We start from the raw sequence: 25,311 nt of genomic DNA on the forward strand, positions 1-25,311 counted from the left end.
GGATTCGTGGCAGCTTGTTCAGGGGGGTTTTAGGTTGTGGGGTCTTGTTGGGGTTCTTGTGTTGAGTTGTTTTCGTCTGTTCGCAGTAGGGTGTTGATGAGGACTTTTTGGTCGACTTCGGCGTGGGTTCTCCAGTCCAGGTAGAGTTGTCCTTTGTCGTCTTGTTGCAGGTAGCCATAGCGGATGTAACGGTCAAGATTCAAGCCGACTTTCCAGCCTGCCAGTTTCTCACCCAAAAGCTCCTCCACGTCTTTGCGCGAAGCCTGCCCTTTCTTACCGATAATGTACGAGATGGTTATGGCTAAACCTGCAAGGTCGTCAATTCTCCACCCAATCATCTTGGCTTCCTTGGGCTGCAAGTCTCCGCGCAGGGTCACGTAGAAACGGGCTTTATCTAGCTCTTCTGTGGTGGGTTTTTGTGGAGGCTGCTCGTCTTCGAACACGGTTTTAACGGTCAAATCCAAGGGTTTTAAGTGGTCATCTAAAAGGTCTAAGACTTTGGGGTAGTCTGAGCCTAGGGTTTTGTGGAGTTCCCATCCTTTTACGCCTGGTTTTTGGCGTCTTTGGAAGAACAGCATGTGGGTTGCGCGTTTTATTTTTGCGGCGTAGGTTGCTTTTCGTTTGGTGCTCAAGTTTTTTCGCCTCGTCTCCATTTTTGCCAGTCAGTATAGGTGAGTGTGATTGGGACGGATACGGCTTGTTTGTCAAGCTTGGCAGAAGGCTCCGACAACGCGTGTATGAAAATTTCTTCCTCTAACGGGTTTAGCTCTAAGGTGGCGTAGCCGTAAGTGATGAGGAAACTGGTGAGGTATGCGCGGTGGACGGTTTCTTCGTAGGTCGGTGCGCCTATCCAGTCCATGTAGAAGAGTTTGCCCTCGCTGGTTTGCCCTGTTTTTTCTTTTAGTTCTTGCCAGTAACGCTCCAACTCGGCGCTAAACGCTTCATCACGCAGTATGCTTTGGTCTACGGGTTCGCCGCGGCTTGCCGTCCCCGTCTGCGCTTCAGGCACAACAAACTGCCCCCATCTGCCCTTAAGAGGTGCCAGGGCGTTCCAGTAAACAAGCGCATCGTTAAGTCGGCGCACTGTGAGTTGCTCAAATTCAACGATAGGATGCCACGCCGCAAGAAAATCCTGCGTTATTTCGTCTTTGTTTTTCTGTAAGATTTTTTCTTCGAGCAAAAAAGGGTCAGTGTAAAGTGAGGTGCTGCGTTGGCGTACCCATTCGCTTTGCAGCTTGATAACCGAGGCTAAATGGTGTAGGGCTTGCGCGTCCAAGTTCAACTCGTCAGGTTGGTCCCAACGCGGAAAATACTCCTGAATCACACGTATAATCTCATCCACGTTAAGCAAGAACGGATCTACTGTGTGGTCTTCAATGCCCTTCATCATATCGATAATGCGTTGCAGGTTATCTTTGCCCTGCTTTTTTTCCTGTTTCGCCGTCTTTGCCCTCTGCAACTACTGGACCTCCTTGACAGCCGATTTGCCCTCCACGTTTTGCACGGCGACGATGTTGGCGTTTTCCTGAGCAAACGTAACCTGACTAGGCGTAATGACGATGTATTGGGCGTTGGCGTCTTTTATGGTGGATATTAGGATTTTTGCTATCATTTCGCGGTTGCGTGGGTCCATGTGGACGTCGTATTCGTCTACGGCGCGTAGCGGAGAGCGTACGTGTTGTTGCAGGGCGAGTAGGAAGCTCATGGTTGCAGTGGTTCGTTCGCCGCCTGACTGCGTGTAAGCATCCAACGGCACAGGTCGCCCACCCTTGAAACCCACGAGAATTTCAAGCCCCGCAGTTTCAATATCCTGGAAGTTGCTAAGGCGCACTTCGCCTGTGGCGCGGGTTTGCCCCATAATCGTTTGGTACTCGATGTTGACGCGGTCAAGCAGGTCTTTCATAACGTTTCTCCAAGCCTGCATACGGGTCGCAACCTCATCCAAAGCTTTTTGGCGGTTCTCCGCGACTAACTGCGCTTTTTCTTTAAGCTCCAAAAACAGCTTACTATACGACTCGTACTGACGCTCAATATCCTCAGAAACACCCGACAACGCAGCCAAATGCCCATCTGTAAGGCGAATTTCATCCTGAATCTCAAACGCGGTTTTAACGACGGCTATGCGTGCACCCGACGTGGAGGCTTGCGCGGTGGCTTCTTGCAGGGCAGCTTGGGCGGCTTCTATCGTGGAGTCGGTTTTTTTGAGGTCTTTGGCGGCTTTTTCTTTGCGGTAGGAAAACAGGGCTAGTTGGATGCGGTGGTCTACGATTTGGTTGGTGATTTTGTCGGCTTGTTCGTCTAGGTTTTGGGTTTTTTCTTGGAGCGTTGTGGATTGCGCGGTTGCGTCTGCAAGCTGTTTTTGGGTGGTTTGCAGCAGTTCTTGGAGGCGTTTTGGGTTGAGCAGGTTAAGTTTGCTTTGGGTTTTGTTGTCGTTGAGGGCATCTTGGATTAGACGGGTTTCTTCAAGCAGCCTTTCTGCCAAGGTTAGGGTGGACTGTGCGGAGGCGATTTCGTGTTCAAGGTTTAGGCGCTGGGTGAGGTTGGTTTTGGCGTCAAGGCGCATTTGCATGTGCTGTTCTTGCTGTTTTTCAAGTTGCGCATTTATGGACTGGGCTTCTTGTTCGATGAGGCTAAGGGTTTCTTGCATTTTGTTTTGGTTGGATTTGAGGTCTTTTACGGCGGCTTCTTTGCGTTCAACTTCCGCCCACGACAACTCGCGTTCTAAAAATCGGCGTTTGGTTTGGAGTTGCTTTTTTTCTTGGAACCGCTCGTACTGTTCGCGCCAGTAATTAAGCGTCTGCTCAGCCGATTCCAGCAGCTTATTCACCGATTCGGATTGACTAAGGATGCGGGTGAGTTTTTGCTGGGCTTGCAGTACGTTTTCACGGAAAGGCTCCAAGCCAACGGCGGCTTCCATCATCCGCAGCTTTTCCACGTTGCTCAAAACCGAGAACTGCTCGACCATGTTCTGGTGCATGATAATTAGCATGTTGTCGGGGTCTACGCCAAATTTGCCCAAAAGCCTCTGGACGTCTTGTTTGTTGGCGGCGCGGTTTTCGAGTTCAAACCAGTATTGCCCGTCACGACGCAGGTTACGCGTGAGGAAAAGCTGGTCTTTGGAGTACTTGGAGACGGGACGTTTGCCGCCTCGCTTGCTGTTATCCAAGATAAGGGTAACGCGGGCTTGGTCTTGTCCCCAACGAATCAGGTTGCTAAGTTTTTTGCTGCGTTCCGTGTAGGACTGCCCCAGCCCCACCGAAATTGCCAAAAGAAGGCTACTTTTGCCTGCGCCGTTAGGACCCACAATCAAATTCACACCCTGCCTAAAAGCTACCCTAGCATACTCGTAACTCATGAAATTCTCCAAAATAACCTCAGTAATCAACATCAACATGTGCCTCCAATGTGCAGGGCTGCGGAAAATATAGTAAAACACCCTTATTAAAAGGGATTGCACACAAACAAAACTACACGTCACCAGAAACACCAATTTGGTGCCGATTAAAAATTCCCCCTAACATTTTAAAGAGCCTGAAAAGCACAGGCACCAAAAACAGTTAACAACCCAAAAACAAACAACCCTCCGATGCAGGAAACAAGACAAGAGCATCAAACAAACAGCTTTTAAACCTTGCCACACACTCCATAAAGAAGGTGAAAAGCATGCGGCTTGACGAGGAGATTATGTTAGCAATTGGGGTGATGGCTTTGAGTTTGGCTTTGGTGTTTGAAAAGTTTGTACAGTTTGACTATGAAGGGTTTGCTGTTGCAAACTTTTTCGAAGGCATATTCATTGGGTTAGCTTTGGTCATGAGTTTTGTCTACCTAATTAGAAAAACCAAACACTAACCCCCACACAGAGCAAATAAATACAAAAAACGGCGGGTCAACCGCCAACCCGACCAGTTAAGCCTTTGGGTTATTCTTTGAATTTTTCAAGTATGATGGCGGGGCAGATTTTTTTCACGCCGGGGATGGTTCCGATTTTTTCTGAGAGGATCGTGGTTAGTTCAAGTCCGTCTTTTGCCCAGATTTCGGTCATTATCATGTGGTCGCCTGTGGAGGTTGCTACGTAGTGGATTTCTTTGAATTCGCAGAGTTTCTTTGCGGCTTCAAGCAGCAGGGGTGGTTCTACGTCTACGCCAACTATGGAGATGCTGTTGTAGCCCATTTTTGTGGGGTCAATGTTTATGGTGAATTTTTTGATGGCTCCAGTTTCTTGCAGGGCGCTGACTCTTTTTCTTATTCCAGATTCGCTTAGCCGCAGTTTTTTTGCGATTTCGCTAAAAGATGTTCTGCCGTCTTGTTCTAGAATTTGGAGGATTTTTTTGTCTGTTTCATCCATGTACGTCACCATTTTGTGCTAATTTCGCACTAAAACACAAGTTTTAATGCGGTTTTTGTACGATAGCCAAATATTTTTCTTTGATAATTATAAAATATGGGGCTGTTTTAAAAGCATTTTGCATAGAAAACGCGACCAAAAAATGCAGAAAACACACCTCAAAGAAAAAGTTAGGAGCCTACCAGATGAATGCGCTCGTAACCGAGATTATTTCAAAGCGGCGAGACAAGCTTGCTATAATATCCCAAATCATAGAGTCCTCAAAAAAAGGCATCTCTAAAACACAGGTTATGTACCAAGCGAACCTGAGCTTTAACCAGCTTGGTCAGTATCTTGAATTGATGCTGAAAAGCGAACTCGTAGAAATTGTTACCGACAACGACGGAAAAGGCATCTACAACCCAACAACAAAAGGCATAGATTTCCTGCGAAGATACCAAGACATACTAAAACTGCTAGCAGACAACAGGCAACTGCGACACGTAAAACCCGACAACGACTAAAAGATAATTGTTAGGACGTTTCTATGAAAGGGGTTAATGATTAGGGGCTTCTGCCCTGACGGTATTTCTAGCGGTTAGTTTGTAGTGCACCATCGAGAACAGCAGTGATGCGGTTCCTAATACGGCTATGAAGATTGTGCCCATGTCCATTTTAGAGAGCCTCCTCGTTTAGGCCACAGGCCATCCATTCGGTTCCTGACTCTTTCATATATTCTCTGAATTTAGATATCATTTCTTGGGTCATGTTCTTTTTACTCCATTTTTTTACAACCTTACATAGTGTCTAAAATAATATAAACGTAGTTGAGATTTGTTCATACTTTTTATGAAAAACTGCACAGATGAAGAGCCAGCAAAGGCTTCATCTCGACAAATGAGGGGAGAATGAGCGTAAGCTGCGGTGGCGGGGTTAGCTAAGGTATGCGTCGGTTATGTATCGGCGCATCATGCGGTTAGTGTTGAAGTAATAAGCGATTTTGCCGATGCTGTTTCTCATCAGCTCAATCCAAGCATCTCGGTCATCGTAGAATTTAGGTGCAATAATATAGCGCAGCTTGTTGAACAGGTCATCTATTTCGGCTTTGCGTTTTGCTTCATCAGTAAGGTCTTCTCCAGGCGCGGCGCCAATTGCCCATCCCGTAACGCCTTCAATGCAGCCCTCTATCCACCAGCCATCCAAAACACTAAAGTTAATCACGCCATTATGCGCTGCTTTCATGCCGCTGGTTCCTGAAGCCTCCATAGGCGGATACGGATTATTCAACCAAACATCCACACCCGCAGTAAGCTTAGAAGCAATATCCATATCATAATTCTCCAAATAAACAATGCTCATTTCATCCTTTAGCTCCCGTGAATACCTGAAAATATCCTTGATGACTTGTTTGCCGCTGATGTCACGGGGATGAGCTTTTCCTGCAAAAATCATCTGTAAGGGGCGGCGTTTGCTGATTTCGCGCAGGCGGTCTAAATCGGAGAATATGAGGGTGGCGCGTTTGTATCCTGTGGCTCTTCGGGCAAAGCCGATGGTGAGAACGTTTGGATCCATTTTTGTGCCGTTGCGTTGCTCAACCATTTCGAGGAGGGCGTTTTTGTTTTCCATGTGGGCGTCCCAGATTTCGGCGCAGGGGGCTTTGTCGATGCGGACAAGCAGTTCAGGTTCGCCTACCCATCCAGGTATGTATTTGTCGAAGAGTTTGTGGTAGCTCTGGGAGACCCATGTGGGGCTGTGGACGCCGTTTGTGACTGCTCGTAGGCGGAAATGGGGGAAGAGGCGTTTGGAGTATTCGGTGTGGGCTTTGGTTACGCCGTTTTGGTAGTTGCTCAGGTTTAGCGCGAGAAGAGTCATGTTTAGTTTGTCTTGTCCGTCAAGTTTTTGCAAGATGTCAACTGGGATTTCGTTTCCCAGAACGCTGTCAACTAAAGAGTAGGGGAACTTGTCAAAGCCTGCTTCGACGGGTGTGTGGGTGGTGAATATGCAGTGGTTTCTTACGTCTTCTACGTTGTATTCATGGCTGCGTAGGAGCTCTAAAGTCAAAAGCGCAGAGTGCCCCTCGTTCATGTGATACTTGCTTATGGTAAAGCCTAAAGCGTCAAGCATGCGGGTGCCGCCTATGCCCAAAACAATTTCCTGTTTGAGCCTGGTGCGTTCATCACCGCCGTAGAGGCTATCAGTTATGCTACGGTCTTCAGGCGCGTTATCCTCAACGTTAGTGTCAAGGAAAAATATGGGAACCACGCCACCCAGAGTGCTTTTGTGCTCGTATATCCAAGCTTGAACGGTTACGGGATGGTTCTCGATATGGACTTCGATGGTTTTTGGGGCAAGCTCCATTATGCCTGTTGGGTCCCATTCTTCGGGGGATTCTTGCTGTTCGCCGTAGCTGTCAAGGGTTTGTTTGAGGTAACCTTTTCGGCTAACCAACGTCACTGCAACCATGGGCACAGACAAATCCGCACTAGAACGAATCACATCACCTGCCAAAACACCTAAACCGCCACTATAAGTGTGAATATCATTTCTAATTCCAACTTCCATAGAAAAATACGCGATTTTATTCCCGTTCAAAGGAGTTTCCATAAACACTCACCCTCACAGATAACCCCACAACTAAAACCATCTACGCCTAATAACTCTTGTTTCAAATAGCGACTTAAAGCCCAAGTGTCCAGCAGCAAGGTTAAGCGTGTGAGCAGCAACACATACTTTGCCAAAACAGAGCCAACAAGCAAAAAGGAATAATTGGTTAGCTATCGTAGTACAAGGGTGGGCTGCGTTGTTATGTGATTTCTAGCAAGTAAGTCTTTTATGTTACGTGTAGACACTCTCGGTTTAGGGCTTTAGAAGTCAAGTTTAGGTTAATGAGTTCGCTGCTTCAATCAAAAGAGGGCATAAAGGCTGTATGACGAACTGTTTCGATAGCAAAGCAACAAGCACGCAACCAAAAGAGCCTAAAAATCACGGCAACCCCGCAAACAGGCACATAGGATTTTTGGGAAGGCTCCAAGGAGTAGGTTGGATAAACGCGGTTTTACCATTTAACATTGCGTTGGGTCCTGTATCCACCTTGATTCCACTGCTGATTTTGAACGCTAACGGGTCAGTTGTCGAGGTTGGTTTGGCGGTAACATTGTTTAATGCTGTAAGTATTCCAGCAGCCCTGTTTTGGGGGTTTGTAACAGACCGTTTTCAGCGGCGGCGACTGCTAATTATTCTGAGCTTTTCTGTCACGGGAGCAATCTTGGTGCTGCTCTTGTTTGCACAAAACAGCTACTGGATTTCTTTTTTGTATGCGCTATTTTCGTTTACTATAATGGCTTCAACTACGCCGCTTAACTTGTTGGTTATGGAAACAGAACATAAGCATAGATGGGGGTTGGCGTTTGCTAGGTTCTCGATGTTTTCTAGTATAGGGCAGACTGTGGGTTTGCTTTTAGGCATGATTTGGTCGGTTTACATATCGCTTGAGTATCTGGTTGTGCCTTTAGGGGTTTTGTCTTTGGTTTCAGCGGTTTTGGCTGCTTCATCAATTAAAGAACCCGAAGTTGTCTTTGAACGCCAAGTTATGGTCATGAATAAACAAAGCTTCTTCACTAGGCTTAGACATTCGCCATATTTGTTCTTAAAAATCCCCGCTAAAAACGATTTCAAAAGAATATTCAAAAACATGCGCAATGAAATCACAAGGCAAACACCGCTGCTTTATCTTGCAGTTTTCATGTTCTTCTTATCTGCAGGCGTCTTCAACACTTCGCTGGTTCCAGCCTTAGAAACAAAAAACATCTCCAGCATAGGGATTTTTCTGGTCATACTAATTGGCATGATAGTCCAAATAGTTTCATTCAAGTTTGCCGGGTCATACACAAAACCCAATTCACTATCTAAAGCCGCCATGGGCGGACTGCTGCTTAGAGCAACAGGATACGCCGCTCTAGGCGTTTTTGCATACTTGTTTTCAGGAATATGGTTTTTGATTCCAACCCTGCTTTTTTATCCTTTAGCTTCAGGAGTTGCGTACTCAATTTACTACACAGCGTCAAACACTATGGTCTTTAACACTTTAAGTCCCAGACGCAACGGTTCATCTCTAGGTGTGTACAGTGCACTGGCGGGTTTAGCAATGATGGCAGGGTCATTTACGTCAGGGTTTCTCTCTTTCTACGGGGGATTTCACGTAACATTTGCGGTTTCAAGTGCCTGCTTAATCGTTGCAGCAGGTTTCCTGTTTTTAATGAATAAACCACAAGTCACGCCCGTTTGAGGATAAACAAAGGTTTAAGCTACTGCATGAAATAAGATATACAACAGTGAACTGTTACGCAAAGAGTTGTGTTTATGAAGTTTGAAACTTTTGTGAAGGAAATTGTGCCGCGTGTGGAAGGGGTGGCTAGTTTTCGGTTTCCCCGACCTGCCGAGTTGGTTTTCAAGGCAGGGCAGTACATGCTGGTTACGTTAAACGGTAAGGAGAAGGAGCTTGTGCACGCGTTTAGTATTTCAAGCAGCCCCACCGAAACAGGCTACATCGAATTCACCAAAAAATTCACTGACAGCGAATACTCCACCATCCTAAAAAACCTAAAACCCCAAGACAAAGCACACATCGACGCGCCCCACGGCAGCTTCACTTTTGAAGGCGAACACCCCAAAATCGCGTTGCTCACAGGCGGCATAGGCATAACCCCGTTTAGAAGCATCTGCAAGTACTGCACCGACAAACAAGTAAACAGCCAAATCACCCTGTTCTACGGCTGCCGCAACCCCAGCGAAATCACCTTCAAAGACGACTTAGAGCAGATGCAAAAGCAAAATAAGAACCTCAAACTGGTCTTCACCGTCAACGAACCCGACAGCAACTGGCAAGGACCCACAGGCAACATCAACGCGGAACTAGTAAAAAAGCAGTTGCCCGACTACAAAGACCACATCTTCTACGCATGCGGTCCCCCAGGCATGGTCAAAGCCATGACAAATATGATAAAAGAGTTAGAACTGCCCGAAAAGCAGCTAAAGCTCGAATCATTCGCAGGCTACTAAACCTGTTTTCATTTTTATTGCTTTGTTTTCTTCAGGTATGATCTGCAAGTTACGAAGGAGGCTACCTTTTAGGGGTGTGTCGCTAATTTGCTCAGCCATTCGTTCAGAGTCGAAAATGGACTCCATGTTCGATTCATAACCACACAATACATGAATTTTTATAAAAATTACTTGGCACATATTTGATTTTGTATTTAATTTCTCAAATAAATATTTATATTCAACACGATGATATGCGGCTTGGGGATTGGGGATGCGTTCACCGAAAATTGTAATTAAGGGTCATTCTTGGAAAATACGTTCTGTTTTATTTGAAGGAAAACATGAAGACACTCTACAACAAGAATCAATAAAGGGTCAACAAACAGTACCTGCCAAAAAAGGTAACAGCAGTAAGCTAAAAGCGTCTTTGGGAGGGCTAAGTCGCATTCAAGACGTTTTGCATGACCAAAGACGCCAACATATGGTCCAAACAGTGCTTCGTTATCCGGAAGCAGACAGCATAGTTGACGGGGGTTGTGGACAGGGCACAATAACTTGTAACTACGCGAAATGCATGAAAAAACCACAAGCGGTAGTAGCTGGAACAGACATAAAAGTACCAACATTAAGGGAACTCAAGTCAAACAAAGAAGCCGATAAACTATCGCTTTTTGCTTCTGACATCTATAAATTACCGTTGAAAAATGAAATGTGTGATGTACTAGTATGTGCAAGCATATTGGAACACCTAATCGACTTAAATCCAGTAATGATAGAACTGCGAAGACTACTCAAAACCAATGGCGTCATGATCCTTAGCTACCCAATAGAAACTAAACTGTTCAAAACAGCACTGCAAATAGTTGCACCTTCATCCTACCTATACATCAATCAGCAACAAACCATGTTCCTCAACCCGTCCGACAACAAATGGGCAGACTACTGGACCCACCCATTCACCCACAAACAAACCTACACACAAATAAGGACTTTCTTGGAAAAGAACTTTACAATAATCCGACGGACAAAACTGCCCTTTAACTGGCTACCAGATTGGCTATGCTTCTACGAAATTGTCGAGGCAAAAAACAACTAAAGCCAAAAAGGAGGCAAGCCTTCGGGAATTAACCTTTAGCCCAGTTGTTGCGTTGCCATGCACATGCTCAGCAGGTTGCCTTTAGGGGTAGAAACGGCGGGTGGTTCTTGGGAAGGGTATAGCGTCGATGATGTTGTCTAAGTCGAGCATCCAGGTTATGAGCCGTTCAACTCCCATGCCAAAGCCCACATGCGGGACGGTTCCGTAGCGTCGCAGGTCCAAGTACCATTCGTAGTCTTCGGGGTTGAGGTTTTGCTCTTTCATGCGCCTTATCAGCGTTTCTTTGCTGTCTTCGCGTTGTCCACCTGTGGAGATTTCGCCGATTTTTGGAACCAGCATATCCACGGAAAGCGCGATATCGGGGTTGTCGCTGTGGGTTTTGCAGTAAAACGCTTTGATTTCGGCGGGGTAATCGTACACGAAAAATGGTTTGCCAAAGTCTTCTGCTAAAACTTTTTCATCTTCGTAGCCTAAGTCGTCGCCCCATTTGAGGTTGGGGTTTTTGGTTTGGAGTTGTTCTATGGCTTGGGCGTAGGTTATACGCGGGAACGGAGCTTTGACGGCTTTGAGTTTTTCGATGTCGGCGCCCAGTTCGGTGAATTCTGTTTGGCAGGTCTGGGCTACACGTTGGCAAATATGCTCCATCAAGCCCTCTTCAAAACGCATCAAATCCGCCATGTCCGCAAATGGCCATTCACCTTCCATGTGCCAGTACTCGGTCAGGTGCCGAATCGTGCGGCTTTTTTCTGCGCGAAATGACGGTGCCACACAAAAAACTTTCTCAAGAGAGTATATGAGAATTTCAAGGTAAAGCTGGCTGCTCTGTGTCAGGTACAGGTTCTGGTCGAAATATTTCAAGCCAAACAATGTACTTCCGCCCTCCACTGCAGCGCTTATGAACATGGGCGGGGAAACCTCGGTAAACTTTTCCTGCTCAAAATATTCGCGAGCGTACTCTAAAGCTTTGGCGCGTACCCTCATCACCAAGTTCATTTTGCGGCTGCGCAGCCACAGGTGACGGACATCGCGTATGAATTCTTCGCTTTTGTCTTTGGCTATGGGGAAAACCTCGGCTAACCCTATGACTTCAATGGTTTCTGCACTGATTTCGTAGCCGCCTGGCGCGCGTGAATCAGGTTTAGCAGTGCCCTCCAACGCTAACGAGGACTCAATTGTAAGTTGCTGGGCGTTTGTCCATGCAGGGCTATCCTTCTTAACCGTGCACTGAATAACACCTGTTGCATCTCGTATCACTAAGAAAATCAACGCTTTACCTTCACGTTTACGGTAAACCCAACCACGAACCAGCACCTTCTGGTCTACGCAGTTGCCATCCAAGATTTCACGGATTTTCACCAAAGACATTGCAGCATCAACTGTTTCGCAGTAACCTACAACGTCCAAACCTAAAACCCTATCGATACCAAACCGTTAAACCCAACCCCGAGCAAGCCTATCCAACGCTGCCCCGTCCAAACGGTAGAGCAGCCACTCATCCACCGCCTTAGCGCCCAAATTTTTGTAGAACGCTATGGAGGGCGTGTTCCAGTTCAAGACCGCCCAGTCTAGCCGTTTGCAACATCGCTCGGAGGCGAGTTTTGCTAAGAAGGCGAATATGGTTTTGCCAAAGCCTTTGTTGCGTGCTTTGGGTTTGACGTAGAGGTCTTCGATGTAGAGTCCAAGGTGTCCTGCGAAGCTGGAAAAGTTGTGGAAGAACAGGGCGTAGCCGACGGGTTCGCCGTGGTATTCTGCGATTACTGCTTCTACGGCTTGGCGTTTGAATAGGGCGTCGTGTATGAGTTGGGGCGTGGCGGTTAGCTGGTCTGAGAGGTTTTCGTACTGTGCCAGCTCCTGTATCATGGCAAATACGGTGTCAAGGTCGCGTTCTTGGGCGAACCTAAGGGTTAAGCCTTCGATGTTGGTCTGAGTAATCGCGTTCATGGTTTTGCCTCTGTTTCTAGTTGGGGGTTGTCGGCTATAAACAGTGGCTGTGGCGGGTTTAGATTTCCTTGTGTTCTTGTTCGTGGATTTTGAAGGCGGCTATTAGGCCTATGGGTATGGCGGCTATGGCGAGTAGGAGGAAGGGGAGGGAGGGTTCGATGTAGGAGTACAGGTAGCCTATTAGGAGGTAGATGAAGGCTTGTGTGAGTGAGAGGAAGAACTGCTGGAAGCCTAAGGCTTTTCCTCGTAGCGCTCGGGGGATAACGTCGCCTAGCATAATTTGAGAAGTGTTAAACCGTAGCATGTTGCCAAGCCCAAACAGGAAAAAGGCAACCAAAAGCAAGTAGAAATCAGAAACCACAAACAGCAGCATCGCGGGAACATGCAGTGCGTACCCTAAAACGAGGAAGCGTTTTCTGCCTATGCCGTCAATTTTTAGACCTGCCAAAAGCGCAGGTAACACGAGGCTTAGATTCATTATGGTCATGGCTAAGGAGTAGTCAAACGCGGAAAGCCCCAGATGCTCAGTTACGTACAGGACAAAATAGATTTGGCAGCTTGCAACCAGCCCGTTGATGCCCAAGTTGGTTAGGAAGATGTAGAGGGCGGATTTTGGGACTTTGCCCCATACTGCCCAGCTTTCCCGTATAATTTGCGGGTACTTCTTGAATGCCTGCAGAACTTGGGGGCGTCCGATGCTGTCGCAGTCTGGCAGGGTCTCTTTTAGTTTTAGCCGCAAAGTTGCAGCAACCAAATACGCTACCAAAACAATGGCGTAAGCGATGCGCATGCCGTGGTTAGATTGTGGGACAACGTATTCGCCGTTTACCAGGACTAAGGCTGCGGCTATGAGTGGGGCGGGAAGGGTGATTACGGCTAGGATTATGGCTTGGAAGTTAAAGCCTAAACCGCGTTGATTAGGTTTTAGGGAATCCAGCATCATAGCGGTTAACGCGGGCATGTACATCATGCAAAAGCTCTGGATGGCTATGCCTATGACTATGAAATGCCATGAAGGCGCAAAAACGAAAAACAGGTAACCGATAGCCCAGCCAAAAGACATGGTGGCTATTAGCCATTTTCTACCGTTCTTGTCGGTGAGGTATCCTCCGGGGATTTGCACAAACGCGATAATTAAGGAGGAGATGAAGAACATGACAGAGAGCAAAAATGGGGTTCCGTTCAGGTTTACGAAGTACAAGCTGGAGTAGGTTAAGGGTATGGACTGCGTGGAGAACATCAAAATCCAAGTTACAATTAAGAGTAAATAGTTGCCAGACAGGAAGGAATCCTTGAATAGCCGTTTGGAAAGCCCCATTTCAACAACACCAGCGACGAACCAGTATTTAAATTAAAGCTGTGCAGGATGCAGAGTCAGAACCAAATAAAACCAGCAGGTACCACGGGCAGTGAAAGCTTTTCTAAAAAAAGTTGTTTTGAATGAACAAAAAAGGAAGGGGAAGGTTTTTCCCGTTTAGTCGAGGTTGACGGCTGAGAGTAGGCTAAAGTCGGTTAGGCTGTTTAGCTGTACTCTGCTGTTGGAGAACGTGTAGAGAGTGTTGTCGATGTACATTGCTCTGGTTATCCACAGGTTACTGCTTCTCCAGTAGTAATCATCGTTTTGGGTGGGGGCAGTGTCGTCTACTTGGGTTACGGTTCCGCTCACGGTAAAGCCAGTGGTTGCATCTACGTGGAAGACGTATGCGCCTTGCCAGCTTTCAGGAGCAGTTGAGGAATCTATAGCGCGAAGCAGGTACTGGTTGGTGGAGACTGGGATTACAAGCATTTGTTTTTCGGCGTCATACAAGAATGCGTGGGGGTCGTAGAGGGCGCTAGAGTCAGAGTAGTCTGCGTCAACCATGTATTTTGCAACTTCAACGGGGGCGTTAACGTTTGAGACGTCAAATAGGGAAAGCTTGAGGGTGCTGTTTTCTTTGCCTAAACCGATGAGGTGGTTTTCATCCATTGGGTGCAGGTAGCTGGAGTAGCCTGGAATCTTTAGTTCACCAGCAATAACGGGTGCGGTGGGGTTGCTTAGGTCTATGACGAAGAATGGGTCAATTTGTTTGAAGGTTACGATGTAGCATTTGTCGCCCATGAATCTGGCTGAGTAGAGGCTTTCGTCCATCTTGAAGCCTTCAAGTTTGCCGACTATGTTCAGGTTCATGTCCAGCACGTATATGCTGTTCATTTGGCGGCTGACTTTGAAGACTGCTCCGTCGCTTGTTGTTGCGTTGTCTTGGAACCATGTGGTGGTGGCAATTCTAAAGTAGCCGTTGTATTCGTCCATGGCGTACTGGTTGATGGGGTAACCCACAACTGAACCCTGAGCTTCAAAATTCAAGGCGCCCTCGTTTATGCTGATTCTGTAGATGCTGGTGTCTTGGGTTTCTCCGTTCCAGTTAGGATATGTAATGTAGATGTTTTCGGTAGAGACATACATGGTGCTGGCGCCGCCCATCATAACGGTTGTTTCACGGGGGTTTTGGGCATCGTCCATGATGTTTAGGCTAACGATAGTGGTGTAAGTGTATGAACTGTCAGTGTCAGGGACATAGAAGATTTGTGCGGGCTCAATGTTGGATGCAGAGCTTTCACGGAAAACAGTGGGCAAGTTTGCGGTGCCATCTTTGAGGGTGGCGTATTCGGTCACTATGAAGTAGACGTAGTCGCCAATCATTCTTGAGCTAAAGTAGTTGCCGCTAAGAGTAAAGTTTCGTGACAACGTTGGAGCGGTTTTGACTGAAACGTCGTAGACTTCAACAAAGCTTACACCGCTGTTCCAGTAGGGCGGAGCAATCAAGGAGTACTCTTCTTTTAGGGGTATGGGGTTCTCGTAATTAAAAGTGGCATAGTGACTGCCTATCACTGCGAGTTTGTTACCGTCTTGGCTTAAGTAGATGCCTTGAAGATTTGTGGTGTTATCCGAGGGGATTTTGGCTATTATTTGGGCGTTTTGGGGGTCAACTGCGCCTGCATCAAGAATGTACACGGTGTTCTCAGCTAAAACGTAGAGGTATTGACCGTCAGTTTTTATGCTGTCAGCTTCGTCGACGCCGGCAACTTGAATGTTTGTTCCAGAATACTCAAGTTGAATCGATGCGCCATCACCTGAAAATGTACCTAACGTACTAGTAGCATCAGTAAAAGCGGGCTCGGGCACGGGGGCACCTGTACCTCGTACATCCTTTGGAGCGTTAGTGTTGGATAAAAAGCTGTTAAGTTCGTCATATGAAGAAAACACCTGAATTGGAGAAGCTTCATTAGCGGATAATGAAGCGGCGGGCGGGATAGTGTTGTCGTCGCCTGTTGAGGAAACTGGAGCGAGCGATGTTGGACCGTAGGCGTATATGGCGGTAAGCAGTATTATGGCTGAAAGTATTCCGACTAAGCCATAAATCGGCGTTTTTTTCCTTATTTCTTTTTGAACCATTTTTTCACCTGTTCCTATACATGATTTTGATTTTATTTTATACTAAGCCTGAGAACGGCTTGTTCCATTTTTTAGTACGGGCGCATGGACCACACGCGTAGTGCCTCGTACCAGAAGACTGCGCATACGACTGCGCCAAAAGAGATCATGAAAAGACTCTCTTGAGTGAAGCCTTGCATGAAAAACAGCAAAAAAGCCACGTAAAACGTCGTTGAAAAAGCGGCGTAGAAGAAGTACCTTGGAAACAAAAGTGTGCCAAGTTTCACGTAATGCTTTAGCACGCCGATTTTAACTTCGCCGACAAGAACGTAGTGCCCGCCGATTTCCTGTTTTTGAACCAACCCCAAATCGCGAAGTTGTTCAAGATGGTGATGGGCTACGCTGGGGCTGCTAAAATGCAGGGCACGTTGGACTTCACGCACGCTTTGAGGACAATTGCTTCGAAGCATATGCCAGTAAACCTTCCACGCTTTACCCCGAAGGGAATACTCAAGCTCTGTATCTGATTGCGGATTCATAGCGAAGACTCACTTAACCTATACTCTCAGAACATGCACAATATAAGACCAATTATTAGAACAGCACCTAAAACACGAAACAAGCACCAAGCAGCACCACAAAGCCGACCTTGCCCACCACGTAGCAGCTCATATCATAACAAATACAGCCATCATCAAACCTGCGTATCGAAGGTTTTATCTGTCGAAACAGGTTTTTATTTCTGTTAGGTTTATTAGCTATACAGAAGAATATGTTTTGCGAATTATCGCATTAACTGTGTTAACTGGACTATAAAGAGAAAGGGACAGTAACTGAAAATGGGAACTAATGGAAATAAGGTTTACATCAGAGGTCTTCGAGATGTTGCTGCTGCGGAAACTCGTATCAGCTTTGTGCATCCTATGGGTTCACTATATTATGCAGGATACAACATTGACGACTTAGTAGGTCACGTATGTTATGAAGAAGTTGTACATCTACTGCTTAATGACAAACTACCTAACGCAAAAGAACTTGAACAAATCAAAGCGGATTTACGTGCAGAAATGAACCTGCCAACCGCAGTACAAGACAGCATACAATGCACACCCCCACAAGCACACCCCATGGACGTACTACGCACTGAAGTATCCCACCTTGCATCTTACGACCCCGAAAGAGACAACGAAACCGAAGAAGCAAACAAAAAAAGGGCACTTAGACTAATAGCCAAAGTACCCACCATCGTAGCAGCATTCAACAGAACCCGAAACCAAAAAGAAATCATGGACCCAAAACCTGACTATGGTTTCTCTGAGAACTTTTTGTATTTATTCCGTGGAAAATGCTGCACCCCCGAAGAAAAAGACGCCATGGAGCGTTACTTGATTTTGCATGCTGACCACGGCTTGAATGCATCCACGTTTGCGGCGCGCGTAACCGCTAGCACCTTCTCAGACATGTACTCCGCTGTAACCTCAGCAGTTGGCACGCTTAAAGGAAGACTACACGGCGGCGCAAGCGAAAAAGTCATGCACATGCTCTCCGAAGCCCCCTGCCTCGAAGAAGTCGAAGAATACATCCGAGGCATGATATTTGACCGAAAACGCATAATGGGCTTTGGACACCGCATCTACACAGCAGAAGACCCCCGCTCACGTCACCTCAAAAAAATCGGCAAAGCCCTATGCGAACGCGAAGACAGAATGGAACTATACCAAAAATGCAAAAAAATCCAAGCCACCGTACACCGCGAGAAAAAAATCTACCCCAACGTCGACTTCTACGCAGCCCTAGTCCTCCACGCACTAGGCGTCCAAAAAGAATTCTTCACACCCTTCTTCGCCGCAAGCAGAACCGCAGGCTGGAGCGCCCACATACTCGAACAATACTCAGAAGCAGTCCTCATACGACCCACCTCCAACTACACAGGCATCTACGGAAAACCATTCACACCCATAGAAAAAAGAAAATAAAACCAAATACTAAACACACTCCTTAACCCTTTTTCAAAAGAAGAAAAAGAAAGAAGGAAAGAGAGGGTGCTTTAGGGCAAAGTGACTTAGGGTTTGTCGCAGTTTTTTGCTTTCTGTTTTAGTTTGGCATTCTCTTCTTGCAGGTTAACGATAATTGCAGCCATTGTCCTAAAGGCAGTGCTTATTTCTTTTATCAGGTCAGCGTTTGCAAGGTTAGCATTAGTTATGCGGGCGTTTAACAAACTGCTCTGCTGCAGAACTTCCTGCGGCAAAGCCATACCCTGCTGCGGCACATTCTGTTTCTCTGTGTTTTCAGTCATAATTATTGCCACCATGTTTTTCTGCTAGACGATTAACTACCACTTGTAAGGCGTTGACCCTCTGTTCCAGCTTATCATTTTGCTCTAGTACTGCCTTGAACTTAGCTTCTGTATCATCAAACTTCAATGCGGTTTGCTTTGCACACCCCAGCAAAAATCCTTGCACCTTACCGCCATCCCAATAGCCATCTCTAACCGAAGATGTAAGATGTTGCATGCTTTCGACATCTATAACATTTTTACCGTTCATATTTATGATTTTGTAGCTCTTAGCAACTTGCAGGTCATCAAATGTATCATATGGAATCAACTCATGATAATTAACCTGAGTGCCCCATAGATACCCAAAATTCCCGGTTGTAGCCCAAAGTGTATATCCAGCAAGGTTAAGGTTTCCGCTGTAGGTCCCAGTTATTACACCATCTTCACCATCTTGCCCAGCTGGACCCTGAGGTCCTGTTGCACCAGTAGGACCCATTGGCCCTTGAGGACCTTGCGCACCTATGATATTTCCGTTGAGTTTTAGGTTTATTCCGTCATAAGATAATGTACCATTATTTGGGAGGGTTAACGTGCCGCCGATGTTTACTGTTGAGGCTCCGTATTTGGGGTTTATTGTATCAATGAAGAGGTATTGTGTGTTAACTGCGTATAGCGGATAGGGCGTCATTTGTACGCTTGGGTTGGCGAAGGCTTCACTTGCACCCAGGATTGTGTATGCCGATAACGGGAAGATTATGTTGCAATTTGCACCAACTTGTGGGATGTAGGTTTCTGTGCTGGTTTTTAGGTGATCAAACACTAAACTGGATGCGGTAATATTGGCGAGCAGCCCATCCGCGTCTTTCACAGTTAACGTTGAAATGCCGCTTGGGGTGGATCCAATTAGCCGTACAGCTCCGTTGTCTATGAAGAGGTTTGTGCCTACAAGGGTAACATTGCTGAAGGTCATATCCGATGTGTATTGATGTGGAAGCCGTGATTCATCTATAGTGCCTGCTGTTATTTGGTTTGCATTCAGCGCCTCCCACATTGGCGTGTTTCCTGCACCTTTTGCGGTTAAAACATAACCGTTTGTTGGTGTGGAGCCGGCAAAGTTTACTGGTCCGTTTAAAATAGTGTTAGCTGTAACATCCAAGTCTCCAAGTTTCAAATTGCCGTAAGTTGAACCGTCACCCGCAAATATGCTCAACTCGTTCGCGCCAGTTCTAGCAAGCTGCGTATCTCCGTCATTATAAGCAATTAAATCGCAATTTACAGTTCCAAGCTTCATGTGCGCAGGTGAAGAGCCATCGGCTTTAACTAAGTGAAGGGTATCAAAGGTTCCAGCAAAGTCTTCGATTGTACCAATACTTGCCCAAGTCCATGTTCCAGAGCCAGAGGTTGATTTCCAGAGTTGACCTAAGTCGGTGCGGCGGTAAAGCTGGTTGCTGCTGTCGGATGTGCAGTCTATCCAATTGCTAGACACGTATTGGAGTAACAGGTTGTATTGGTTATTCGCATCTTGTCTAAGGAAGTATTCGTCAGCTACAGGGCTGCTTTGGACCCATGAACTGCCATTGTAACCGTATTTGTCTTTTGTAGACAGATCCAAGAAATACATACCACTTGATTGAGCAACTTCGTCCCATGAAACGTCATTGTAGTGGTAAAGTTGGTTGTCATTTGTATGCAGGAAGTATTTTTGATCTGGACCAGGGGTGCTTGGATATGTTATTCCAGCTACACCAGCGTGTCCGCCCACTCCACCGGGGACAGGTGATATATTGAAATGACTGTTGCCGTCTAATCGAGATATTTCGGAATGGAATAGTTTGATGGTTGGGTAATCTACTTGTGAGGTTAGTCCGCTGCCCAAAGATAGCTGTCCTTGGCTGCTTCCCAGAAAACCGCCTGCTTGGATGTCTTTTTTCACTATGTATCCGCGGTCGGTTACCAGCAATGGTTCGTTGCAGTTATCGGTGCTTCTGACAAGGAACAAGTATGAAGCGTATTCAGAAACGTTGTCTTTGATTTTTAGATAGCCGTCGTCTAAGTTGATAAAACCAGTTGGGGCGTATTTGCCTTGGTTGTAACCATAGACGGCTCCAAGCAGGTCTTCATTGTTAAGTGCTTTTGCATCAGCCTGTAGCAACGTTTGGGGGTCTTGCTCAGGACCAATATAGCTGTCAGCCACCGCAACGCAGTCAATATTCACATCAATACCCCGATAAGCTTCAGGCAGTCCAACGTATACGCTATTTACATCTCCAAAAGCAGTCATGTCTCCTGTGTTTATCTCAGCAACTTTCACGCCGTTAACATAGAGTTGAGCATGCCCAGGATTTCCCTTTTTCCAGTACAACTCAACACAATACCACAACCCAACTACTGGCGAAGCCTCAGAATAATCACTTGGATGGTTAGTTACGTCTCTTGCCATTAACTGCCATTTCAAAGTTCCAGCAACATTTTTCCAACCTGCCCAAGCAACAAAATCCGTTACGCCCACGAATCCTATGAAATAGCCACGGTCGTTGTTGTTTTTCAAGTCATGGGAATTCACTTTGACGTAGATACGCGCATAAAGTTCACTAGAATCGGGGATGTCTTTTTTGATTCGCGCCTGAGTGAAAGCAGACAGATCTGGAACAGAAGCATGCAAAGAATAAGAACCGTGGTGATTGGAAGTGGCAACAACGTTAATAACCGCTTCGACTGGACTGCAAGCAGGAACTCCGTCCCATGCACTGAAGTCATTGGTTTCGAAGCCTTCTGGCGGATTGCTTGTAGGAAAAATTAAGGTCATTTATGCACAGCCTCCAAAAGCATTTGTTTTGGCGGGATTTGATTTAATTGAAGTTATAGCGGTCTCAAATTCAGATTTTACAGTTGGGAAGTTGTTAAAATTCTTTAAACTATATGCAGCTAAATTGTTTTCAAGCATATTGATCAACAAACAAGCCAAGACATTGGCAAAATTTAAATAATTTCAGCCAATAAAATACATTTTTAAAAAATATATACAGAATAACTCGAATTAAACGATAAAGCCTCAAGCAAGAATTCACATCAGAAACCAAAACTGTCAGGCAGTTGATTAAACGTTTACATTTGGACTCTATTTAGTGACTCAATGCAAAAACCTATATTGGGTATGTCAAGGCAGGGCTTGAGATTGTGTTTTCAAAATGTGGATGCAGTTAACGGGGGTGGTTTGGAAGAAAAGTAGAGGGAGAATTGAAAAGGAAAGAGAGGGGGTTGGTTTTAGGTTTTTGTTTTGTCGGGGTTGCTGGTTAGTCCTGAGGGGAGGTCGGGGAAGTTTGCGTTGACTCTTTGTTCGGCTATGGTGGCTGCTTCGGATAGGATTTGTGTGGCTTCTTCGTTGTTGGCGCTGAAGTTGAGGCCCATTTCTGTGTTTGTGCCTGCGTCGAACATGATGCCGCTGAGCATGTTTCCTATGTCGCAGAGTTCGTTTTCAGCTTCGGGCAAGACGCCGCCGATGCCGCCGTTGACGGAGCGTAGGATGCCTATTACGGGTCCAAGGGTGGTTACTATGTCACCTAATTCGGTTACGGTTTTCATTCGAAGTACAACTTGGTCTAGAGCGAGTCTGGCGTTTATGACGGTTTGATTCATTTTGCGGATTTCGGCTAGTTCGGTGGCGTAGATGTTGGCGCGGGCGGTGTCGTGTTTGGTGTAGGAGTCTACGATTTTTGAGAAGAGCGCTTTGTCTTTTTGGCTGAAGCGTCCACTGGTTTGTTCAAGTTTACTGATTTGCAGTTCCATGCGTTTTACTGCTTGTTCTAAGCGGGGCTTTAGGTGCAAAGGCTGTGGTCCTTTAGGACCCTCATATTTTACTTTGCTTTTTTTGCTTTCCCACCTTTTGGTAAAGCGTTCTGACATGTTAATATCCTCGACATATCCTTCACCACAAAGAATACTTATGCCTTCGTAACATACCCAAAACATGCACAGATATACATAGCCTCAAAAACAGCCATAAACAATACAAATAAACCCAAACCTACGCATCAAAAGCATGGCATAATAGACAAAAACATACATAAACCATCCGATGCGTTCTTTTCCGTTTGTCACACTAGGCTGCAGGAAACAAACTACGCATCCGTTGTATTTAGCTTTACGGCTAAAGCTTGGCAGTCTGCAGCTGATATGTATAGCATGGCTTCTCGTCTAAATGGCTTCCTTTGTTGAAAACGCCCTAACACGACAAACGCCACAACATGCTCTATATTGACACACACCACATTTTCCCGTCAACAACTCGATTACGCAGTACTTTAAAGAGCTGTGATTCTTGACAGATTTCCCTAAGTTGCTGCCTGCTTTAAGAGGCAAGAAACCGCAGCCGAAAACTTCAGACGGAAACAAAACCTAAAATATTTTCCCGCTACAGAGCACCAACAATGTATGCCAGCAAACCCGTTACGAATAGCATGAGGACGGTTTTTTTGATGGCACGGGCTTTTTCGCGTGTGGGGTCTTTGATGAGTAGGGCGGCGCAGGCTACAAGTCCAATGTCGGTTACAAGCACGAAGGGCACAAACCAGACCGAAACCAAGCCTAACAGCCACGTAACAGGTGTCAAAGCCACTGCAGAAACGTAGAACAGGGCGGCGGTGAGGGCAGCGGTTTTTTCTCCGTAGCGAACGGCTAAGGTTTTTACGTTTTCGGCGGCGTCGCCTTTTACGTCTACGATGCCTTTGGTTATTTCCCTGCCCGTGTTAGACAAAAACGCCAAGGATGCAAAGAACAAGACGTTGAGGCCTACGGTGCCTACGACGGTTACGCTGCCGTAGATGAAGGGTATGGCTACGCATGCGCTGACCAAAAAGTTGCCTGGCAAGCCGCTTCGTTTTCCCACGGTAAGGTATGTGGCGGTGATTAGCAGGGAGGCGGCGGCGACGGCAAAGCATAGCAGGCTTACAAGCAAAGAGAAAGCAAACCCTGTGGCTGATAAGATTCCGACGAACAGGAGGGCTTGGTTTGGGGTGATGGTGCCGCTGGGGATGGGACGTTGGGGTTCGTTGATGGCGTCGATTTTGCGGTCGTAGTAGTCGTTTATGGTCATGGCGGCGGCGCAAAGCAGAAAACCTGTACAAAAACCGAAAGTGATGTTTAGGTAGTTGCCTTGTAGTTGTTGGGGGCTCGCTAAGAGTGCGCCGACGAAGACTGCAAAGCCCATCATTGCACAGTTGACTGGACGCATCAAATGTACAAAGCCGCTTGTTTTGTTCATGCCCTAAACCTGCGCTGTTATCTTCTATGTTAAAGCTTCAGGCTATAAAGATTCACCACGCCAAGCCCTCTGTAGAGGGGGGTTTGGATAAGCGGTATGTAAGATAGCGTAACGTTTTAAGGCGGCTGTAGGCTTTTTTTAAAGTGGTATGGTAAACAGCAGTAATGCATCTAAGAAGAGTCAGGCGATAAGGGTTTTGTTAATTATTGCCGGGACTATCTGCTTGGTAATAGGAACCGTTGGCATATTCTTGCCTATTTTGCCCACTACACCTTTGTTGCTTCTTGCTGCGGCTTGTTATGTTCGCAGTTCCCCACGGCTCTACAAATGGCTACTCAACAACAGGTGGTTTGGAGAGTACATCAAAAACTACCGCGAAGGCAAAGGCATCCCCATGAAAACCAAGATTGGAGCAGTAACGCTTCTGTGGGTTACCATAGTTTACTCGGCGTTTTTTGTTACGCAGGTCTTGGCAATACAGTTGGTCTTGCTGGTTATAGCAGTAGGCGTCAGCACCCACATCATACGGTTACCCACGTTCAAAAAAGGCATCTCACACGTTTGAAACACCTTTTTGCACAGAAAATTTTGCAGAAGGCAGTATTGGAAGGTTTAATACATGCCGCACATGAGTAGTAACATTCACGGTGAATTCTTTTGGAGAAAGGTCATGCCACGTTAGCTGGGGACAACTATAGCCCTGATAAAATCCGCGTGATAATTCCTATAGGCGGAAAAGCCACCCGACTCTTACCTATGACTGCAGAAACCAGCAAAGCCTGCCTTCGACTCCTCAACAGGCCTTTGGTAGAGTTTTCGCTTTTGCAGCTTGCCAATCAGGGCGTACGCAACTTCATTTTCGGCGTAAAAGGTTACACTAACTACCGTGACGTGTATGATTATTTTGAGTCAGGCATAGGGTTTAGTGCCCGATATAACATCGAACCCCGCATTCACATCAAGTATCAACCAAACGTTGACGACGTGGGCAGCGCGGATTCTGCAAGGATAAACATGGATTACTACAGCATTGACAGCCCCGTTTTTGCAGTTCAGGGCGATAATATTTTTGACATAAACGTGCAAGAGCTCATCCAGTTCCACCGTGACAAGGGCGCCGCGATGACCATTGTGCTTCGTGAAGTCGATAACGTGGAAGGTTTGGGGATAGCGGATATAGACAAGAACAGCCGCATCTGCCGTTTCGTAGAAAAACCCATGCCCAAAGATGCACCCAGCAACTTAGCTAACACAGGCTTATACGTGGTTTCCCCCGAAGTCAAAAAAATCTTTAGAGAAAAAGGCGTCCAAGACATAGTGGAAACCAAAAACCGATTAGACTTTGGCTACGACTTTATCCCGTACATGACAAAAACCAACCGCCCCGTGTACGGTTACACCTTGAAGGGAAGCTGGTTTGACGTGGGCACTCCTAAGAATTATTTGGAAGCCATGAAGAAACTGTTGCACGGAGGCTTTAGCATGCTTAAGGATTTTGGAGGCAGAATCAGCCCTGACAAAAACATCTGGGTCCAAGGAGAAAGCGGCGAAGCCGAAAAACGCAGGCAACTAATCGTACAAAAAATCAGAGAAGGAAAAATCGAAATCGAAGGCGCCGTTCTCATAGGCAGACACTGCCAAATAGAAGATGGCGTACGAATATCCAACTCATGCATTGACAATTACACTAAAATCGGCAAATGCACAACAATAGAGAACTCAGCCATCATGGACCGCGCCACTATAGGAGAAAAAGCTGAAGTCCGAGACAGCATAATCGGCAGACATACCACCATACAGTCAACCACCCAAAACCCCACGAAAGTAAGCCAAATATCAGTAATCTCTGATGACATCATCATAGCAGAAGGCAGCACCGTAACAGCCTCAAAAATATATCCTCACCAAAAAGTACGCGGCGAATTCACTGAGCAAATAATAATGAGTGTCTAAACCGCAA

General features: G+C 46.3%; 23 protein-coding genes. 8 read left to right on the forward strand and 15 right to left on the reverse strand.

The annotated features are described in order from the left end of the window. Positions 1–29 precede the first annotated feature (29 nt). Genes NWF04_05285 through NWF04_05295 form a run of 3 tightly spaced genes read right to left on the reverse strand, consistent with a single transcriptional unit; the run spans position 30 to position 3,388 of the window. Positions 30–632, reverse strand: coding sequence for a hypothetical protein (locus NWF04_05285; GenBank protein ID MCW4005994.1), 603 nt, complete (start codon positions 630–632; stop codon positions 30–32). Then, the gene (locus tag NWF04_05290) at positions 629–1,459 is read right to left on the reverse strand and encodes a hypothetical protein (GenBank protein ID MCW4005995.1); all 831 of its coding nucleotides are present in this window, start codon (positions 1,457–1,459) and stop codon (positions 629–631) included. Before NWF04_05290 ends, NWF04_05285 begins: the two co-directional genes overlap by 4 nt. After that, positions 1,460–3,388: an AAA family ATPase gene (locus NWF04_05295; GenBank protein ID MCW4005996.1), complete on the reverse strand. Its 1,929-nt coding sequence runs from the start codon at positions 3,386–3,388 to the stop codon at positions 1,460–1,462. Between the two features lie 275 nt (positions 3,389–3,663). Between NWF04_05295 and NWF04_05300 the strand changes: the two genes are divergently transcribed. Beyond that, entirely contained in the window at positions 3,664–3,849 is a 186-nt protein-coding gene (locus NWF04_05300) for a hypothetical protein (protein ID MCW4005997.1), read from the forward strand. 70 nt (positions 3,850–3,919) lie between these two features. On the opposite strand, the gene NWF04_05305 is transcribed toward NWF04_05300, so the two are convergent. Further along, a complete protein-coding gene (locus NWF04_05305; GenBank protein MCW4005998.1) occupies positions 3,920–4,345 on the reverse strand; it encodes an Lrp/AsnC family transcriptional regulator in 426 nt (141 codons plus the stop codon). Positions 4,346–4,530: 185 nt separating this feature from the next. On the opposite strand from NWF04_05305, the gene NWF04_05310 reads away from it, so the two are divergent. Then, positions 4,531–4,848 (forward strand): winged helix-turn-helix domain-containing protein, encoded by a 318-nt coding sequence (locus tag NWF04_05310; protein MCW4005999.1) that lies wholly within the window; start codon positions 4,531–4,533, stop codon positions 4,846–4,848. 409 nt (positions 4,849–5,257) lie between these two features. Here NWF04_05310 and glgP read toward each other — a convergent pair whose 3' ends face one another. Then, a complete protein-coding gene (gene glgP, locus NWF04_05315) occupies positions 5,258–6,928 on the reverse strand; it encodes an alpha-glucan family phosphorylase (GenBank protein ID MCW4006000.1) in 1,671 nt (556 codons plus the stop codon). Between the two features lie 322 nt (positions 6,929–7,250). On the opposite strand from glgP, the gene NWF04_05320 reads away from it, so the two are divergent. Continuing rightward, positions 7,251–8,609, forward strand: coding sequence for an MFS transporter (locus NWF04_05320; GenBank protein MCW4006001.1), 1,359 nt, complete (start codon positions 7,251–7,253; stop codon positions 8,607–8,609). 74 nt (positions 8,610–8,683) lie between these two features. Continuing rightward, positions 8,684–9,382, forward strand: coding sequence for an FAD-dependent oxidoreductase (locus tag NWF04_05325; GenBank protein MCW4006002.1), 699 nt, complete (start codon positions 8,684–8,686; stop codon positions 9,380–9,382). On the opposite strand, the gene NWF04_05330 is transcribed toward NWF04_05325, so the two are convergent. Continuing rightward, positions 9,365–9,508: a hypothetical protein gene (locus NWF04_05330; GenBank protein ID MCW4006003.1), complete on the reverse strand. Its 144-nt coding sequence runs from the start codon at positions 9,506–9,508 to the stop codon at positions 9,365–9,367. The genes NWF04_05325 and NWF04_05330 overlap by 18 nt on opposite strands. A gap of 337 nt (positions 9,509–9,845) precedes the next feature. Here NWF04_05330 and NWF04_05335 point away from each other — a divergent pair, with 337 nt between their 5' ends. Beyond that, positions 9,846–10,460, forward strand: coding sequence for a class I SAM-dependent methyltransferase (locus NWF04_05335; protein ID MCW4006004.1), 615 nt, complete (start codon positions 9,846–9,848; stop codon positions 10,458–10,460). Between the two features lie 81 nt (positions 10,461–10,541). Here the strand turns inward: NWF04_05335 and asnS are convergent, their stop codons facing one another. The 5 genes from asnS to NWF04_05360 form a co-directional block, all read right to left on the reverse strand. After that, on the reverse strand, positions 10,542–11,825 hold the full coding sequence (gene asnS, locus NWF04_05340) for an asparagine--tRNA ligase (GenBank protein ID MCW4006005.1): 1,284 nt from the start codon (positions 11,823–11,825) through the stop codon (positions 10,542–10,544). 66 nt (positions 11,826–11,891) lie between these two features. Continuing rightward, positions 11,892–12,401, reverse strand: coding sequence for a GNAT family N-acetyltransferase (locus tag NWF04_05345; GenBank protein MCW4006006.1), 510 nt, complete (start codon positions 12,399–12,401; stop codon positions 11,892–11,894). 58 nt (positions 12,402–12,459) lie between these two features. After that, entirely contained in the window at positions 12,460–13,719 is a 1,260-nt protein-coding gene (locus tag NWF04_05350; protein MCW4006007.1) for an MFS transporter, read from the reverse strand. Positions 13,720–13,875: 156 nt separating this feature from the next. Then, positions 13,876–15,834 (reverse strand): beta-propeller domain-containing protein, encoded by a 1,959-nt coding sequence (locus NWF04_05355; GenBank protein MCW4006008.1) that lies wholly within the window; start codon positions 15,832–15,834, stop codon positions 13,876–13,878. 71 nt (positions 15,835–15,905) lie between these two features. Then, positions 15,906–16,283, reverse strand: a complete 378-nt coding sequence (locus NWF04_05360) for a hypothetical protein (GenBank protein ID MCW4006009.1) — start codon at positions 16,281–16,283, stop codon at positions 15,906–15,908. A gap of 369 nt (positions 16,284–16,652) precedes the next feature. On the opposite strand from NWF04_05360, the gene NWF04_05365 reads away from it, so the two are divergent. Continuing rightward, the gene (locus NWF04_05365) at positions 16,653–17,789 is read left to right on the forward strand and encodes a citrate synthase (GenBank protein ID MCW4006010.1); all 1,137 of its coding nucleotides are present in this window, start codon (positions 16,653–16,655) and stop codon (positions 17,787–17,789) included. Between the two features lie 86 nt (positions 17,790–17,875). On the opposite strand, the gene NWF04_05370 is transcribed toward NWF04_05365, so the two are convergent. From NWF04_05370 to NWF04_05385, 4 genes are all read right to left on the reverse strand, one after another. Beyond that, positions 17,876–18,109, reverse strand: coding sequence for a hypothetical protein (locus NWF04_05370; GenBank protein ID MCW4006011.1), 234 nt, complete (start codon positions 18,107–18,109; stop codon positions 17,876–17,878). Then, on the reverse strand, positions 18,102–20,897 hold the full coding sequence (locus tag NWF04_05375; GenBank protein MCW4006012.1) for a collagen-like protein: 2,796 nt from the start codon (positions 20,895–20,897) through the stop codon (positions 18,102–18,104). Before NWF04_05375 ends, NWF04_05370 begins: the two co-directional genes overlap by 8 nt. A 458-nt stretch (positions 20,898–21,355) precedes the next feature. Next, positions 21,356–21,994, reverse strand: coding sequence for a Snf7 family protein (locus NWF04_05380; GenBank protein MCW4006013.1), 639 nt, complete (start codon positions 21,992–21,994; stop codon positions 21,356–21,358). 508 nt (positions 21,995–22,502) lie between these two features. Further along, on the reverse strand, positions 22,503–23,351 hold the full coding sequence (locus tag NWF04_05385) for a geranylgeranylglycerol-phosphate geranylgeranyltransferase (protein ID MCW4006014.1): 849 nt from the start codon (positions 23,349–23,351) through the stop codon (positions 22,503–22,505). A 187-nt stretch (positions 23,352–23,538) separates the two neighbouring features. Here NWF04_05385 and NWF04_05390 point away from each other — a divergent pair, with 187 nt between their 5' ends. Next, positions 23,539–23,916, forward strand: a complete 378-nt coding sequence (locus NWF04_05390; GenBank protein MCW4006015.1) for a YbaN family protein — start codon at positions 23,539–23,541, stop codon at positions 23,914–23,916. Positions 23,917–24,008: 92 nt separating this feature from the next. Beyond that, positions 24,009–25,304, forward strand: coding sequence for an NDP-sugar synthase (locus NWF04_05395; GenBank protein ID MCW4006016.1), 1,296 nt, complete (start codon positions 24,009–24,011; stop codon positions 25,302–25,304). Positions 25,305–25,311 lie beyond the last annotated feature (7 nt).

The organism is Candidatus Bathyarchaeota archaeon (assembly GCA_026014465.1).
GTDB lineage: Archaea > Thermoproteota > Bathyarchaeia > Bathyarchaeales > Bathycorpusculaceae > JADGNF01.

Bases quoted from the DNA above. Each gene is read 5' to 3' on its own strand.
- NWF04_05365 (MCW4006010.1), top strand. From the start codon at position 16,653: ATGGGAACTAATGGAAATAAGGTTTACATCAGAGGTCTTCGAGATGTT.
- NWF04_05350 (MCW4006007.1), bottom strand. From the start codon at position 13,719: ATGGGGCTTTCCAAACGGCTATTCAAGGATTCCTTCCTGTCTGGCAAC.
- asnS (MCW4006005.1), bottom strand. From the start codon at position 11,825: ATGTCTTTGGTGAAAATCCGTGAAATCTTGGATGGCAACTGCGTAGAC.
- NWF04_05335 (MCW4006004.1), top strand. From the start codon at position 9,846: ATGGTCCAAACAGTGCTTCGTTATCCGGAAGCAGACAGCATAGTTGAC.
- NWF04_05375 (MCW4006012.1), bottom strand. From the start codon at position 20,897: ATGACCTTAATTTTTCCTACAAGCAATCCGCCAGAAGGCTTCGAAACC.
- NWF04_05300 (MCW4005997.1), top strand. From the start codon at position 3,664: ATGCGGCTTGACGAGGAGATTATGTTAGCAATTGGGGTGATGGCTTTG.
- glgP (MCW4006000.1), bottom strand. From the start codon at position 6,928: ATGGAAACTCCTTTGAACGGGAATAAAATCGCGTATTTTTCTATGGAA.
- NWF04_05360 (MCW4006009.1), bottom strand. From the start codon at position 16,283: ATGCTTCGAAGCAATTGTCCTCAAAGCGTGCGTGAAGTCCAACGTGCC.
- NWF04_05355 (MCW4006008.1), bottom strand. From the start codon at position 15,834: ATGGTTCAAAAAGAAATAAGGAAAAAAACGCCGATTTATGGCTTAGTC.
- NWF04_05325 (MCW4006002.1), top strand. From the start codon at position 8,684: ATGAAGTTTGAAACTTTTGTGAAGGAAATTGTGCCGCGTGTGGAAGGG.
- NWF04_05320 (MCW4006001.1), top strand. From the start codon at position 7,251: ATGACGAACTGTTTCGATAGCAAAGCAACAAGCACGCAACCAAAAGAG.
- NWF04_05370 (MCW4006011.1), bottom strand. From the start codon at position 18,109: ATGACTGAAAACACAGAGAAACAGAATGTGCCGCAGCAGGGTATGGCT.
- NWF04_05295 (MCW4005996.1), bottom strand. From the start codon at position 3,388: ATGTTGATTACTGAGGTTATTTTGGAGAATTTCATGAGTTACGAGTAT.
- NWF04_05345 (MCW4006006.1), bottom strand. From the start codon at position 12,401: ATGAACGCGATTACTCAGACCAACATCGAAGGCTTAACCCTTAGGTTC.
- NWF04_05380 (MCW4006013.1), bottom strand. From the start codon at position 21,994: ATGTCAGAACGCTTTACCAAAAGGTGGGAAAGCAAAAAAAGCAAAGTA.
- NWF04_05330 (MCW4006003.1), bottom strand. From the start codon at position 9,508: ATGGAGTCCATTTTCGACTCTGAACGAATGGCTGAGCAAATTAGCGAC.
- NWF04_05310 (MCW4005999.1), top strand. From the start codon at position 4,531: ATGAATGCGCTCGTAACCGAGATTATTTCAAAGCGGCGAGACAAGCTT.
- NWF04_05305 (MCW4005998.1), bottom strand. From the start codon at position 4,345: ATGGATGAAACAGACAAAAAAATCCTCCAAATTCTAGAACAAGACGGC.
- NWF04_05385 (MCW4006014.1), bottom strand. From the start codon at position 23,351: ATGAACAAAACAAGCGGCTTTGTACATTTGATGCGTCCAGTCAACTGT.